The organism is Exiguobacterium sp. s83, assembly GCF_018617095.1.
GTDB lineage: Bacteria > Bacillota > Bacilli > Exiguobacteriales > Exiguobacteriaceae > Exiguobacterium > Exiguobacterium profundum.
Map to the genome: position 1 here is coordinate 1,111,040 of NZ_JACSJP010000001.1, position 14,471 is coordinate 1,125,510.

The window sequence follows — 14,471 nt, forward strand, 5'->3', positions numbered from 1 at the left end:
TAATCCCTTCTCTCATATGTTAAATCGTAATCATTTCTACTTTCTAGGCGTTTGTATTATACAGAATATCACGCACACCTTCAAGCAAGACCGGTTTCACTTAGTCAAATGTTAAAATTCACGTAAATCGTATGTTCGTTCAAAACCTTGTCGATTACACTAGTATTATGAAGGGGATGGTTTTATGGAAAAGAAACTGGCAGTTATTGATATCGGATCCAACTCGATTCGAAACGTCATCTTCGAAGTGAACGAGGAAGGACAATACTTCGAACGGTTAAATGTGAAAGAAGTCGCGCGATTGTCCAGCCATATTAGTGATGCGAATGAAATGACTGAAGAAGGAATCGCTTCACTCATCGATACGTTACGTCACTTTAAAGAGTTGAACGACCATCATCACGTTACCGATGTGCTCCCAGTAGCGACGGCAGCCATTCGAAACGCAAATAACTCAGATGAGATTTTGCAGAACGTCAAACAATCTACAGGGATGACCATCCGCCTGTTGAGCGATTACGAAGAAGCCTTTTACGGATATTCGGCCATCGTCAACTCCACCTATGTGGAAGATGGATATTCCGTCGATATTGGTGGGGGATCAATGGAAGTCACGTACTTTCAGAACCGAGAGCTCGTCTTTTATCACAGTTTTCCGTTCGGTGCCGTGACGTTAACGAAAGAATTTATGAAAGATGAGATGATGACGAAAGACGAGCGGAAAGCGTTGACCACATACTTAAAGAAGGCATTCAAAGAAATTGAATGGCTCGAACCACATGGTGTCCCACTTGTCGGTGTCGGTGGGACGGCTCGTAACTTAGTCCGGGTCGAACAGACCATATCGAACTTCCCGCTTGAAGGAATCCATCAGTATACGATTTCTGCTGAACAGTTGGAGGACGTCATAGATGAGCTCGTCGGAATGTCGAGCAAACAACTCGGACGTTTGGATGGGCTGTCAAAAGACCGGGTCGACATCATCGCGCCTGCCGTGACAGCAATCGGCGAACTCGCTAAATATTTGAAAGTACCTGAGTTCACGATGAGTAACAATGGACTCCGTGAAGGTCTCTTCTATGAAAACTATTTACATGAGCATGATAAAGTTCGTTTTGCCGATGTGAAAGAAGAAAGTTTTCGTCATTTTGAAAAACAATACGACGTGAATCCGACTCGTCATCAACATCTTATCCGATTGGCTAGACAGTTATATACCGGATTAATTGAAGTGAAAGCGATTAAACCGAAACCATTTGAGCCTGGTCTTCTTGAAGGTGCCTGCCGCCTTGCCTATGTCGGTGAATATATCGATCACAACAATAAGAGTGACCACACGTTCCATCTGATCACCACAAACGATTTCAAAGGACTAAACAACGAGGATCGACTCGCCCTTGCCCTAGTCACATCCTTCAAATCAAAACGAGTACTGGAACAACATATCGAGGCTTTCCCGAAATGGTTTGATCAAAAGTTATTAAAGAGTTTGGAGTTGCTCGGATCGATTGTGAAACTCGTCGATGCCCTCGACTTGACGGAGCGTCAGATCGTGACGGACATCCATGTTGCTAGTACAAAGGACGGTCTCACACTTACGCTAGATACGAATGGTTCCGCACGTTTTGAGTTGCAGCGAAGCACTCGCCATAAAAAGCATTTAGAACGCGCAATTGCTCAATCGATTGAGATTGTCTTGAGCGAGGAGGAGTAACCATGTCCGAATATACGAATGAACATTTTAACAACCGTGAACTCAGCTGGCTCGACTTTAACGAGCGTGTCCTCGAGGAGGCGATGGATGAACGAAATCCATTGATGGAACGATTGAAATTTTTGGCGATTTTTAGTTCTAACCTTGATGAATTTTATATGGTACGAGTCGGTGGATTGAAAGATGAGGTCCTCGCCGGGTTCAACCGTCCGGAAGACAAGACGGGCCTCACTCCAAAACAGCAGATCAAATCCATTTCGGTGCGAGCGCAAGAACTCGTCGAGACGCAATATGCGACATATAAAAAAATCACAAAACAGTTATCGAATCAGCACGTCCGCTTCTTACGGACGAAACATTTGAACAAGACCCAACAAGATTTCGTGAAAGAGTACTTTCGAACGCACGTATTCCCTGTCCTGACACCGATTGCAGTCGACGCCTATCGTCCGTTCCCAATGCTCTTATCTAAGTCACTGAATATTGCTGTCGAGATTGCCTCGAATGGCGAACGAAAAAAACGACTCGCCCTCGTTCAAGTGCCATCCGTTCTTCCGCGGTATCTGGAACTACCTACCGATGATGAAGAACATACCGATTTGATTTTACTTGAGGATTTGATCATTCAATACATCGACTCACTCTTCAAAGGATTTGTCGTCGAGTCCACGATGCCATTCCGAATTACGCGGAACGCGGACATGCCGTTTCACGAAGAGGGCAGTCGTGACGTCTTGAAACAAATCGAAAAAGAGTTGAAGAAGAGAAGATATGGGGTTGCCATCCGACTCGAGGTACAGCAACGATCGTTACGAAAAGAACTGTTGTTCATGCTACAAGACGTCCTTGACTTACATGACCGGGATATCTTTATTGTCGACGGTCCGATCGACTTGACCTTCCTGTTTGGGATCTACAATCAGATCGGGATGGAATATGATGACATGATCAATGAAACGTTGATCCCATTTATCCCAGAAGGTCTTGAATCGGGCAAAGATTTATTCCAAAGTATCGCTAAACAGGATTATCTGCTCCATCACCCGTATCATTCATTCGATCCAATCGTCCGTTTTATCGTTCAAGCCGCCAAAGACCCGAACGTCTTGGCAATCAAGCAGACACTCTATCGCGTCTCAGGGGACTCTCCCATCATCAAAGCTTTGACTGATGCAGCCGAGAGCGGAAAACAAGTCACTGTCCTCGTCGAACTAAAAGCACGTTTTGATGAAGAAAAAAACATTCAATGGGCGAAGCAACTTGAGAAAGCCGGGGCTCACGTCATCTACGGCTATAAAGAACTGAAGACACACTCAAAAATCACCCTCGTCGTTCGCATTCTAGAAGGTGGTGTGTTGCAACGGTTCATTCATCTCGGAACCGGTAACTATAACGATTCAACCGCCAAGCTGTACACAGACATTGGGCTCCTCACCACAAATGAAGAACTCGCTGAAGATGCAACGAACTTTTTCAACTGGTTATCCGGTTATGGGGAACGACCATCTTGGCATCAGTTCGAGACGTCGCCTGACGACATGAAAGACTTCTTCTTGAATAAAATCGATGATGAGATCAAACTGCATGAAAAGTACGGCAACGGTCGCATCGTCGCTAAGATGAACTCGATCACGGACCGGGCCATCATCACAAAATTGTATGATGCTTCGTCCGCGGGAGTGAAAATCGATTTGATTGTCCGAGGCATTTGTTGCTTACGACCGGGAATTAAAGGGGTCTCTGAAAACATCAAAGTCATCTCGATCATCGACCGATATCTCGAACATTCCCGAATCTTTTATTTTTACCAAAATGGAAAAGAAGACTTGTACTGTTCCTCTGCGGACTGGATGACACGAAATATGAAAAAACGGATCGAGATACTCTTCCCTATCTTGAACGCATCACATAAAACATACATCAAAGATATGATGGCCCTTCAACTCGTCGATAATGTGAAAGCAAGAAGACAACGTTCTGACGGCCGCTATGTATACGTGAAACGTGAGACCAACGAGGAAGAGATTCAATCTCAAATTATCATCCATCAATATACGGGTGGTCGATGGAACAACATACCTAGCGTATTTGAACGAGAACCGTCAAATTGGGCGGAACGAGAAGTGCTCCGCCTTCGGGCCGAGAACGAGAAAATGACGGATGACTGATGTTAGACTTCTCAAATAAGAAAACTCGTTGTATAATAAATTCGATTCAGTTATTATGAAGCGCTTTCATTTAGAGATGGAGGAATTATTTATGCAGGAGATTTTACTATCATTACTCGCCGGCTTGATTTGTGGTGCCATCTTCACTGCACTCAAACTGCCACTCCCTGCCCCACCGGTATTACCAGGAGTTGTTGGGATTTTCGGGGTGTTCCTCGGAATGAAGGTTTATCAATTTGCTGTATCGAACTGGCCATTCTAATAAAAGATGCCCTCAAAAAGGGGCATCTTTTATTATTTAGTCTAATGTATGAATGGCTTTATGACAGGTCGGACAAACCCAGATGCCACGTTCCTCTGTCAAGTGATACTCAATCAAGTGATACGCCTCTTTCCCAAATCGTTCAGCTAGGTTTACATGACAGCTCGCACAAGTCGTCACATGAGACTTTGGTGCTAAGAGTTTTTCTCGAAACAAGTGCGCCTCATATGACGCTTTCGTCCATTTAGACGATGGTACATGATAGCCGTCATTCCATTTTGTTCGAATCGACTCGTACGGTTCATCCCCCTCATACATTCCCACTTGCAAGAGCGGATGATGAAAATGAAGTTGTAACAGGTCGACTAAGGAATACAGCGCCACCCCTCCCTGTCTCTCTCCGAGCCAATACGGATCGTCTGGTCGCTCAATCGTCTCTTCAAGTAACACCTCTGCTTCCGCCACGATGCCATGCCCCATCACTTCGATAAATGCTGTCGGTGTCGTCACGGACCCCTTTACATAAACCGGACTCTGTTCAAGAAAATAAGTCGGGAATGCGTTCCAGACATCATATCGCTTTGGATCGACTTGTAGGACGTTCATCGCTTATTGATGAGCGAGCGTGAATCGTTCACGCCACTCGGCATCAAATTGATTGGCACGGAACATTTCAATCTCTTGTTTATATGGAGCGACTTTTGTTTTTTCGCTAATCGGGATATATGGCGTTTCTAGAATTTTCGGTAGATGCGCAAATGCCTCGTGATGAATAATACGATTTAGCGTATCAAATCCAATCTCTCCGTAGCCAATGTTTTCATGACGGTCTTTTTTTGCACCGCGCACATTCTTCGAATCATTTACATGAATCACTCCGAGACGGTCGAGTCCGACGATGCGATCGAATTGTTCAATGACGCCGTCTAAGTCACCGACTAAGTCATATCCTGCATCATGGACGTGACACGTATCAAAGCAAACTGAGAGTCGATCATTGTGCGTCACGCCATCAATGATGGTCGCAAGCTCTTCAAACGTCTTACCAAGTTCGCTTCCCTTCCCTGCCATCGTCTCAAGCGCAATCTTTACTTGTTCGTCGCCAGTCAACACTTCATTCAATCCTTCGATGATTCGAGCGAGACCGATTTCTTCTCCCGCTCCGACATGAGCGCCCGGGTGAAGAACGACGTGGCGAGCCACTTGGAGTGCTTCTGCCCGCTTTAATTCCTGAGTTAAGAAAGAGACGGCCAATTCAAACGTCTCAGGTTTCGTCGTATTCCCGAGATTGATGATATATGGAGCGTGAACAACAATCTCTTCGATGTCATGTGCGGCCATATGTTTGAGTGCTGCCTCAATATTTAAATCTTCAATGGGTTTACGGCGTGTGTTTTGGGGCGCACCTGTATACACCATCATCGTATTCGCCCCGTAAGAGACAGCCTCTTCACTCCCTGCTAACAACATCTTTTTACCTGATACCGAAACGTGTGAACCTATTTTTAACATCCTCATCTTCCCTTCATCATCTTCTATCTCTAGTGTACACAAAAAGAAGAACCGACTCCAAGAAGTCGATTCTCCCAAACATTATCGTTTATTTTTCTTACGTGCTGCACGGCGATCCGAGCGTTGCTGTTGCATATGCTCACGTGATGCCGTCTCTTTCAACTTATACTTGAATTTCTTCTTATAGCCAGGCTTCACTTTCTTCTTCGCCTTCTTGATTTCACCGGCCATCCGACTATGAGCCGTGTGTGAGACCTTCATCTTCCGGTCTGTTTGGCGACGACGACGTGTCTTGATCGGTTGAATCGAACCGTTGCGCAAGTCCACATGAGTGAATTCGAACCCACGTTCTTCAAGTCTGTTGATTGGTCCATTCTCATGGTCCTCATATAGTGTGTACGCCTCACCTGATGCGCCCGCACGTCCCGTACGACCGACACGGTGCGTATAGAAATCAAGGTCTTTCGGAATCCCGTGGTTGATGACGTGAGAGACTCCTGAAATATCGATACCGCGAGCCGCTAAATCCGTAGCAATCACATACTGATATTTCGCATCATTGATGTCCTTGATGGCTTGTTTGCGGCGACGTGCCTGCATGTCACCATGCAACGTACCGACGTTTAGACCTGCTTCGCGGAACGACGTCTCCAACTCATCTGCCTCTTGTTTCGTATTGGTGAACACGAGACAAACGAATGGATTGATTGCTTTCGCAATTTCGACAGTCAATTCTTTACGGTCACGGTGACGTACTGGAATCACGTGGTGCTTGATTTTTGGTGCGACGCGATGTTCTGGGCTCGCCTCTGCAAAGCGTGGGTCATGAAGGTACTTCTTCAAGAACGGTTCAAGGTTCTCAGGAATCGTCGCTGAGAAGACCATCGTTTGTAGTTTTTCAGGAAGCGCCTGTGCGATGCGGTCGACCTCGGGCAAGAATCCCATATCGAGCATTTGATCGGCTTCATCGACGACAAAGTGTGTCACTTTGTGCGGGAATAACGCCTGTGCTTTCATGAGATCAAGGATTCGTCCCGGTGTCCCGATGATCAACTGTGGCGGATTTTTCATCTTATCGATCTGACGTTCGCGGTCTGTCCCTCCGACAATCAAACTCGATTTGATGTAATCTGGGTTTTTAATAAGAATCGATTTCAATTCTTCATGAATCTGCCAAGCGAGTTCGCGTGTCGGTGCGACGACGATTGCTTGAACTGAAGCATCTTCTGGGTTGATCGCTTCAACGATCGGTAACAAGAACGCAAGTGTTTTACCCGTTCCTGTCTGTGATTTTCCAATAATATCTCGACCATTCAAGGCAGCCGGAATAATTCGGGCTTGTATATCGGTCGGTTTCGTAATGCGCTTTTCGGTTAACGCATCAACCATAAACGGTAGCAATTTGAACTGTTGGAAGCTGTTCAATCGATACACCTCCTGTTTCTTTCCACTTTTCCTAGCATAGCGGAATCAAATGATTTGTCAATCAATCTTTTGCCACACCTTCATATAAATAACTCGATGAATAATAGTGTTTGGCAATTTTCTTTCCATTTAAATGTTGTTCGAGTGCTTTGAAGCCGACTTCCATCATCTCGTTCGGTGACTGCACGACAGTGGCATTGACCTTCCCATTTTGAATGAGCGGATAGATATCTGAAATCCCGTCGACCGAAACGATCGTCTTGTCCGTCAAACCATGACTTTCTAAAGCCCGGACGACACCAAACGTATTATCGTCATTGTGTGAAAAGATTGCATCAAACGGAATCTTTTCTTCTAACCAACGTGACATCTCGATTTCAGCTTGGAATGTGTCATAGTTCCCGGTGATGGATGCAATGATCTGAAAATCGTCGCCATGTTGCTTTTCGTACTCTCGGATACCAAGACTTCGGTCCATCGTGGAGCGAACTTTCGGCGTCCCCCTCACTTCGACCACGCGAATCGGACGTTCGAGCTCACTATACTTGGCAGCAATTTGTTCGGCCGCCATCCGACCGATATCGACATTGTCGGAAACGACGGATGTGAGCACACTCGGATGATCAATCATACGGTCAATCGCAATAATCGGAATGTTTTTTCGTTTTGCGCGTTCTAATGAGGGTTGAATGAACGTGTCATCGAGAGTCGTCAAAAAGATGGCCTCGACACCCCGGTCAATCAATGAATCTAGTTTTTCTTTTTCAAGGACACGCGAGTCTTCACTCGTGGTCGGAATCGGGATGAACCCTTTTTGGTTTGCTGTATGCACGAACGAGTCCAGTAGTTTATTCGCATGCTCATGTTTATCACTGACAAACACAAATCCGACTTCTTTTTCATTCGTTTTTTGCTCTGGGAGTTGAATCGAGGTAATGAGGAGAATCGTCATGGCCCACACGACCGGTAACCAAAGCCAATAATGTTTTAGTCCTTTCATGACGGTTGTCTCCTTGGGATTTTGATTAAAATCGCGGTCCCCTTGTTCATCACACTATCAATCTCCATCGCACCGTTAACGCTCTTCAAGTACTCTTGAATCATATAGATCCCTAGACCATTCCCACTTTCCTTCGTCGTATTGAAGGCGGAACCAACTGTCTTGAGTTGTTCCTCACTCATGCCAATCCCGTTATCTTCAATCAAGAAGCGATATTCCTGCTCCGTAAAGAGGACCGTCACGACGACACTACCTTCAGCCCCTTTTGATTCGACGGCATCGACCGCATTTTTGAAGAGGTTGTAGATGATTTGAACGAGCATATCAAAGGATGCATAAAATGGAGGCATGTCGTTCGGTACAAGTAATTCCCATTTTGTCGGTCGTTTGTAACATTCGGCATCCATTAAAAATTCAAGTCGTTTCGCAAAGTCTAACATGTTGATCCAATCTTCGTTTTTACCAGCCTGATCTGGTTTGGCGAGCGTCAACATCGTTGAAATCAAATCATTCGCCCGCTCCAGTTCTTTGATGGCGACATCCACCATATCTGAGCTACCTTGACCCTCGCGCACCATTTGTAACGTGATGTGGACGGGAGTTAGAGGATTTCGAATTTCATGGGCAATTCCCGCGGCCAATTGACCGAGTGAGGCTAATTTTTCTTGATGCAAAATCAACTGTTGCTGACTCAACTGTTCACGTCGTGACGTTTCCATCCGTTGTGCATAATCGTTATACGTGTCGAGTAGCGTCTCCACTTCTTTCGAACCGGTTCTTTCCAACGAGATCGTTCCGAGCGATTGTTGTTGTTTAATTTGATTGACCAGCTCGACAAGCGGATTCGTTAACGTCCGGGAAAGCAACAATCCAACGAGAATGCTCAGGAAGAATGTAACGAGCGCAATCATCAAATACTGCCAACGCGTGTCGTAGACCGTTTCATAGACGGAGTCATTTTGATGTTTTGCGAGCATGCTCCATCCACTGACTCTTGCATCCGGTTCAAACATTACCGTATCTTCATCCGTACTCAAGATTGTCCGTTCGCTTCGATTTAATGCTTCGTCGATGACTTCACGCGATATCCGACGCTCTGCATCTGTGACCAAGTTGAACGAAGTCGTCAACACTTCGCCTTGCTCATCTAACAAGTATAGAATCATGTCATCATTCGCAGATTCCAACGAACGACGATACAAGTCAGAGTTCAAGACACTAATGCTCCCCCCAAAAATACCGATTGGTCGGTTCTCTTCGATGACCGGAACGTATAGGAAAGTTCCCATATCCCCACTGATCATCACAGGGTCACTCATATATAGTTCTTTTCCACTTGCAGTCAATACTTCCGTAAACTTCGGATCGCGTTTCAATACAGAAGAGGCGACTTGTCGCTCCGAGTACCATTTAAATGAGTCTTGATTGACATCATAATAAAAGATGGACGTAAAACTCGTGCGTTGATTCAAATATCCTGTTCGGATCCGTTCTTCAATCCATGGCTCATTTCCAACGTAAGCGCCTAAGTAAACTAAATCCTCATACAATTTCCCAAGTTGGGACTCCACATTCTCAATACTGTCATCGATGGCGTAATCAAATTGCTCTTTCGCCAATTCTTCTGCTCGAGACACCGTGACGCGGTCAGCAGAGAAGGCAAGTGATGAAATGACAAGTGCTAAAATAATGATGATGATGAACGTAATTTGGAAAAAGTACGATTTTCTTAGTTCACGCAATGGTTTCATGCGATTCACGGCGTCCCTCCTCTCTAACCTAAAAATTATAGCATGAATACACGCAAATCTTTTCGTATTTTCGAAACAATGTTAGACTAATACGTATGAAAGCACTTCGAAAGGAGCCTTCGTCTTCATATGAAAGTTAAAAAAATTAGCCCACGCGGATATTGTTATGGTGTCGTCGATGCCATGAAGCTCGCAAATGAGGCCGTCGCAAATCCAGATTTGCCACGCCCGATTCATATACTTGGAATGATTGTCCATAACCGTCACGTCACGCAGGCGTTTGAGGATCTCGGTGTCAAAACCGTTGATGGAGAAGACCGCATGCAAGCGCTCGAAACCATCGATCGAGGAACGGTCGTCTTCACGGCGCACGGCATTTCACCACTCGTCCGGAAACGTGCCATCGAGAAAGGATTGACGATTGTAGACGCCTCTTGTCCTGACGTCTTAGTCACACACGATTTGATTCGTGAGAAAACGGCAGAAGGATATGATGTCATCTATATCGGAAAACATGGGCATCCGGAACCGGAGGGTGCAATTGGTGTTGCACCAGACCATGTTCATTTGATTCAATATGAACATGAAATCGATCAGTTGCCGAGTCGCTTGTTCGAACGAAAAATTTTGGTGACGAACCAGACGACGATGAGTCAATGGGACGTTTCCGCATTAATTGAAACGATTCAAGCCCGTTATCCTCACGTGGAAGTGCATAATGAAATCTGTAACGCGACGCAAGTTCGTCAAGAAGCCGTCGCTGAACAAGCGGGAGACTGCGAATTATTGATTGTCGTCGGAGATCCCAAATCAAATAACTCCAATCGCTTAGCACAAGTTTCAAAAGAGATTGCCGGAACAAATGCCTATCGGATCGGTGACTTGAGTGAACTTGACTTGAATTGGCTCGAAGGCGTGGAGACCGTCGCTGTGACGTCGGGCGCCTCTACCCCGACACCGATCACGAAAAAAGTCATCGACTTTTTATCGCAATATGACCCAGACGATTTAAGCACGCATGATAAAACGCCATTTCTTGAACTTCGGAGTATCTTACCGAAAGTGAAAGCATTGCGTAAGTGAAGGAATCCCCCATTCTCTCAGAGGATGGGGGATTTTTAGGCTTTACTTGAATTGAAACGGATTCGTGTTGGCAACAGATTGAATCAAGTCGACATTGATTTTCGCTTTTTCAAACTTTTTGCTGAGCACGTCGATCACACCTTGTTTCATGATACTCTCGACATGATGTCCCGGGTCTACGACTGCGAGTCCAAGCGCCATCGCATCATGAGCCACATGGAAATATAAATCACCCGTCACATATGCATCTGCACCTTTGAAATGCGCAGTAGACACATACTTATTCCCGTCTCCACCTAATACGGCAACTTTTTCAATCGAACGCCCCGGGTCTCCGACAACTCGCACGCCCTCAACCCCAAAGCTTGTTTTCACGTGTTCGGCAAACTGTTCAAGTGTCATGGCCTGTTCAAGTCGACCGATTCGCCCTAGCCCAAATACATGACCCTCGATTTCATCGCGCATGAGGTCATACGCCACTTCCTCATATGGATGGGCGTCTTTCATTGCTTTTAGTACACGCTTCTTCTGACTCTCCCGAACGACCGTTTCGATTTTCACCTCGTCCACTTGTTCCGTTTCATGCGGGCGACCGATGAAGGGATCTGTCCCCTCGAGCGGAGTGAATTGCCCCGTTCCGGAAACACGGAACTGACAGTCCGCATAGTCACCAATATGTCCAGCACCCGCTTTTCCTAGAGCCAGGGATACGTCATGCGCATGCGTGGATGGAACGAATACACTTAGTTTATAGACCGGCTCCTCATAGGTCGGGACGAGTACTTTCGTATCGCGGAGACCGATCGCCTCACTCATCCAATCGTTCACACCACCGCTGCATACGTCTAAATTCGTATGAGCGACATAGACCGCGATATCGTGCTGAATACATTTCATCGTAATCTTCCCAGCCGTGGAACGGTCATTGACTTGAGCTAACGGACTAAAGATGGGTGGATGATGCGCGATAATCAAATCGATCTGTTTCTCAATCGCTTCATCCACAACCGATTCAAGTACATCAAGCGTGACCATGACCCGTTTGACTTCTTTGTTGAGCGAGCCAATCTGCAAGCCGATTTTATCCCCTTCGACCGCCAAATGTTTCGGTGCAAATTCCTCAAACAATTGAATCACTTGATTGCCGTTCGCCATTACTGACTCACCTCTCTCATCTTGTCACGCATCCGTTTGAACTCCACTTGTTTTTGAATCAAGGCTTCCGATTGAATGCCAGCTGCCATCTGTCCAAGCACATAATCGAGCTTATCAGCTTCACGACTCCACTTGAGTTTAAATGCTTCTGGTCGCTCTTGAACGAGATATGGACCGAATAACAACTGCCACATGCGCTCGTCCGACTCGTCACTATAAATGGACTCAGTTCCTTTTTCTCCGACAAGGATTTCGTAAACCTTATCATTTTCTTCCACAATTGCCTCTTCGACAAGGACATATCCATGTTCAAGCAGCCAGCTTCGTACGTGTTGCCCATCAACGTTCGGTTGAAGGACGAGCCGTTCGACCGCACCGAGCTTATCTTGACCCGCTTCGAGAATGGAGCGAATCAAACTGCCGCCCATCCCGCAAATCGAGATACACGTCGCTTCATTGGGCTGTAAGACAGCAAGACCATCGCCAAGGCGTACATCAATGGTATCACCTGCCCCAATCAAATCGACTTGTGCTCTCGCAGCTTCCATCGGCCCAACGTTCACTTCACCCGCGATTCCTTTTGAAATGATTCCTTGCTGAAAGGCATAGCATGGGACATACGCATGATCCGAACCAATATCGGCGAGCACACTTCCTTTTGGGATATAATCGACAACCTGCTTCAATCGTCGGTCTAACATGACACGTTCTTGCATACAGACAACTCCTTTGTTCTACTTCTTCCCTAGCGTATCGAATTCTCTACAGTTCGACAACAAAAAACGCACCCCATCATGGAGTGCGTCACCTCTTATTGTTCAATCAACCAGTTCGCAAGCACTTCTGCTTCTTCAGCTGATGCAAGACCTGCTGGCATCGCACCTTGACCGTTGACGACGATGTTTGCGATTTCTTCTGGTGAAAGACGATCGCCGACACCTGTAAGTGCTGGACCGACGCCACCTTCAAGGTTTCCGCCGTGGCAACCTGTGCAACCCTTCGCAGCATACAACTCTTCTGGGTTCATTTCAGTGACTGCTGGACCTTCAGCCGCTTGTTGCGCCTGATTCACCCCAAAATACGATAATGATACCATGGCAATAATTGCGACGATTGCGATTGCCGCAAACGGTAACAATGGATTACGCATTGTAGTTCCCCCTCATGTTCATTCCAAATTTCTATCCAACACTATTTTACTCAAAAAATAATAAAGAAGGAAGGAAAATCACTCATTTTCCTTCCTTTCTTCTAAAACTTCACACTTTATTCAAATATGAAATTAATCGAGGAAGTCTTTCAAGCGTTTGGAACGGCTCGGGTGACGCAATTTACGAAGGGCTTTCGCCTCGATTTGACGAATCCGCTCACGTGTGACACCGAATACTTTACCAACTTCTTCGAGTGTGCGTGTGCGGCCATCGTCTAGTCCGAAACGCAGGCGAAGGACGTTCTCTTCACGGTCTGTCAACGTATCCAACACGTCTTCTAATTGCTCTTTCAACAATTCATAGGCTGCCGCATCTTGAGGAGCCATCGCATCTTGGTCTTCGATGAAGTCACCGAGATGTGAATCGTCTTCTTCCCCAATCGGTGTCTCTAAAGAAACAGGTTCTTGGGCAATCTTTAGAATTTCACGGACTTTCTCAGGTGTGAGTTCCATCTCTTTGGCAATCTCTTCCGGAGAAGGTTCGCGACCGAGGTCTTGAAGCAATTGACGTTGGACACGAATCAATTTGTTGATTGTTTCCACCATGTGTACAGGAATACGAATCGTACGGGCTTGGTCAGCAATCGCACGTGTGATGGCTTGGCGAATCCACCACGTCGCATACGTCGAGAATTTGAACCCTTTCATGTAGTCGAATTTTTCGACCGCTTTAATGAGTCCCATGTTCCCTTCTTGAATCAAATCAAGGAAGAGCATCCCACGACCGACATAACGCTTCGCAATCGACACGACGAGACGTAGGTTCGCTTCTGCGAGACGTTTTTTCGCTTCTTCGTCCCCTTGCTCGATTCGTTTAGCGAGCTCCGTCTCATCTTTCGCACTGAGAAGGTCGACACGTCCGATTTCTTTTAAATACATCCGAACCGGGTCGTTGATTTTGATTCCAGGAGGTACTGATAAGTCGTTCAAATCGACTTCTTCATCCTCTTTTTTCGCAGGTGTTTCTTCTGCGTCCGCAGCATCTTCTGTGACACGGATATCTTTAGCCTCTAAATCTTCGATGAAGTTATCGATGAAATCCGAATCCACCTCGAAGTGACTAAGGCGATCTTGGATTGCTTGCATTGAGACGACGCCTTTTTTCTTACCTAACTTCTCAAGTTCTTCTATGGCGTTAAATAAATCCTCTTTCTTCTTCTCTGCCATCTAGCAGTTCAACTCCTTCCAAAC

General features: G+C 46.0%; 13 protein-coding genes. 4 read left to right on the plus strand and 9 right to left on the minus strand.

What is annotated here, in order from left to right:
- The first annotated feature begins 184 nt into the window (after positions 1 to 184).
- The 3 genes from KNO73_RS05800 (at position 185) to KNO73_RS05810 (ending at position 4,144) form a co-directional block, all read left to right on the plus strand.
- A complete protein-coding gene (locus tag KNO73_RS05800) occupies positions 185 to 1,714 on the plus strand; it encodes a Ppx/GppA family phosphatase (RefSeq protein WP_215112205.1) in 1,530 nt (509 codons plus the stop codon).
- Positions 1,715 to 1,716: 2 nt separating this feature from the next.
- Positions 1,717 to 3,882 carry an RNA degradosome polyphosphate kinase gene (locus KNO73_RS05805; protein WP_215112206.1) on the plus strand — a complete coding sequence of 722 codons (2,166 nt, stop codon included), beginning with the start codon at positions 1,717 to 1,719 and terminating at the stop codon, positions 3,880 to 3,882.
- 91 nt (positions 3,883 to 3,973) lie between these two features.
- Positions 3,974 to 4,144 (plus strand): DUF1427 family protein, encoded by a 171-nt coding sequence (locus KNO73_RS05810; protein WP_214686970.1) that lies wholly within the window; start codon positions 3,974 to 3,976, stop codon positions 4,142 to 4,144.
- A gap of 36 nt (positions 4,145 to 4,180) precedes the next feature.
- Here KNO73_RS05810 and KNO73_RS05815 read toward each other — a convergent pair whose 3' ends face one another.
- From KNO73_RS05815 to KNO73_RS05835, 5 genes are all read right to left on the minus strand, one after another.
- Positions 4,181 to 4,750 (minus strand): hypothetical protein, encoded by a 570-nt coding sequence (locus KNO73_RS05815; RefSeq protein ID WP_214684012.1) that lies wholly within the window; start codon positions 4,748 to 4,750, stop codon positions 4,181 to 4,183.
- Positions 4,751 to 4,753: 3 nt separating this feature from the next.
- Positions 4,754 to 5,656, minus strand: a complete 903-nt coding sequence (locus KNO73_RS05820; protein WP_214684011.1) for a deoxyribonuclease IV — start codon at positions 5,654 to 5,656, stop codon at positions 4,754 to 4,756.
- An 81-nt stretch (positions 5,657 to 5,737) separates the two neighbouring features.
- Complete coding sequence (locus tag KNO73_RS05825; protein ID WP_012726633.1) at positions 5,738 to 7,081, minus strand: DEAD/DEAH box helicase; 1,344 nt, start codon at positions 7,079 to 7,081, stop codon at positions 5,738 to 5,740.
- Between the two features lie 61 nt (positions 7,082 to 7,142).
- Positions 7,143 to 8,081, minus strand: coding sequence for a sugar ABC transporter substrate-binding protein (locus tag KNO73_RS05830; RefSeq protein WP_078147145.1), 939 nt, complete (start codon positions 8,079 to 8,081; stop codon positions 7,143 to 7,145).
- On the minus strand, positions 8,078 to 9,832 hold the full coding sequence (locus tag KNO73_RS05835; protein ID WP_251024933.1) for a sensor histidine kinase: 1,755 nt from the start codon (positions 9,830 to 9,832) through the stop codon (positions 8,078 to 8,080). Before KNO73_RS05835 ends, KNO73_RS05830 begins: the two co-directional genes overlap by 4 nt.
- Before the next feature lie 129 nt (positions 9,833 to 9,961).
- Between KNO73_RS05835 and KNO73_RS05840 the strand changes: the two genes are divergently transcribed.
- The gene (locus tag KNO73_RS05840) at positions 9,962 to 10,915 is read left to right on the plus strand and encodes a 4-hydroxy-3-methylbut-2-enyl diphosphate reductase (RefSeq protein ID WP_012726636.1); all 954 of its coding nucleotides are present in this window, start codon (positions 9,962 to 9,964) and stop codon (positions 10,913 to 10,915) included.
- Between the two features lie 42 nt (positions 10,916 to 10,957).
- On the opposite strand, the gene KNO73_RS05845 is transcribed toward KNO73_RS05840, so the two are convergent.
- The 4 genes from KNO73_RS05845 to rpoD all read right to left on the minus strand — a co-directional run bounded on the left by KNO73_RS05845 (position 10,958) and on the right by rpoD (position 14,447).
- Entirely contained in the window at positions 10,958 to 12,070 is a 1,113-nt protein-coding gene (locus KNO73_RS05845) for a Nif3-like dinuclear metal center hexameric protein (protein WP_078147147.1), read from the minus strand.
- Complete coding sequence (locus tag KNO73_RS05850; RefSeq protein WP_214684010.1) at positions 12,070 to 12,786, minus strand: tRNA (adenine(22)-N(1))-methyltransferase; 717 nt, start codon at positions 12,784 to 12,786, stop codon at positions 12,070 to 12,072. The genes KNO73_RS05845 and KNO73_RS05850 overlap by 1 nt, the downstream gene beginning before the upstream one ends.
- Before the next feature lie 95 nt (positions 12,787 to 12,881).
- Positions 12,882 to 13,220: a cytochrome c550 gene (gene cccA, locus KNO73_RS05855; protein ID WP_078147149.1), complete on the minus strand. Its 339-nt coding sequence runs from the start codon at positions 13,218 to 13,220 to the stop codon at positions 12,882 to 12,884.
- Between the two features lie 132 nt (positions 13,221 to 13,352).
- On the minus strand, positions 13,353 to 14,447 hold the full coding sequence (rpoD, locus tag KNO73_RS05860; RefSeq protein ID WP_012726640.1) for an RNA polymerase sigma factor RpoD: 1,095 nt from the start codon (positions 14,445 to 14,447) through the stop codon (positions 13,353 to 13,355).
- Between the last annotated feature and the right edge of the window lie 24 nt (positions 14,448 to 14,471).

What these genes read in the sequence shown, in the direction of transcription:
- KNO73_RS05800 (WP_215112205.1), top strand. Translation starts at nt 185, where the DNA reads ATGGAAAAGAAACTGGCAGTTATTGATATCGGATCCAACTCGATTCGA.
- KNO73_RS05805 (WP_215112206.1), top strand. Translation starts at nt 1,717, where the DNA reads ATGTCCGAATATACGAATGAACATTTTAACAACCGTGAACTCAGCTGG.
- KNO73_RS05810 (WP_214686970.1), top strand. Translation starts at nt 3,974, where the DNA reads ATGCAGGAGATTTTACTATCATTACTCGCCGGCTTGATTTGTGGTGCC.
- KNO73_RS05815 (WP_214684012.1), bottom strand. Translation starts at nt 4,750, where the DNA reads ATGAACGTCCTACAAGTCGATCCAAAGCGATATGATGTCTGGAACGCA.
- KNO73_RS05820 (WP_214684011.1), bottom strand. Translation starts at nt 5,656, where the DNA reads ATGTTAAAAATAGGTTCACACGTTTCGGTATCAGGTAAAAAGATGTTG.
- KNO73_RS05830 (WP_078147145.1), bottom strand. Translation starts at nt 8,081, where the DNA reads ATGAAAGGACTAAAACATTATTGGCTTTGGTTACCGGTCGTGTGGGCC.
- KNO73_RS05835 (WP_251024933.1), bottom strand. Translation starts at nt 9,832, where the DNA reads ATGAAACCATTGCGTGAACTAAGAAAATCGTACTTTTTCCAAATTACG.
- KNO73_RS05840 (WP_012726636.1), top strand. Translation starts at nt 9,962, where the DNA reads ATGAAAGTTAAAAAAATTAGCCCACGCGGATATTGTTATGGTGTCGTC.
- KNO73_RS05845 (WP_078147147.1), bottom strand. Translation starts at nt 12,070, where the DNA reads ATGGCGAACGGCAATCAAGTGATTCAATTGTTTGAGGAATTTGCACCG.
- KNO73_RS05850 (WP_214684010.1), bottom strand. Translation starts at nt 12,786, where the DNA reads ATGCAAGAACGTGTCATGTTAGACCGACGATTGAAGCAGGTTGTCGAT.
- cccA (WP_078147149.1), bottom strand. Translation starts at nt 13,220, where the DNA reads ATGCGTAATCCATTGTTACCGTTTGCGGCAATCGCAATCGTCGCAATT.
- rpoD (WP_012726640.1), bottom strand. Translation starts at nt 14,447, where the DNA reads ATGGCAGAGAAGAAGAAAGAGGATTTATTTAACGCCATAGAAGAACTT.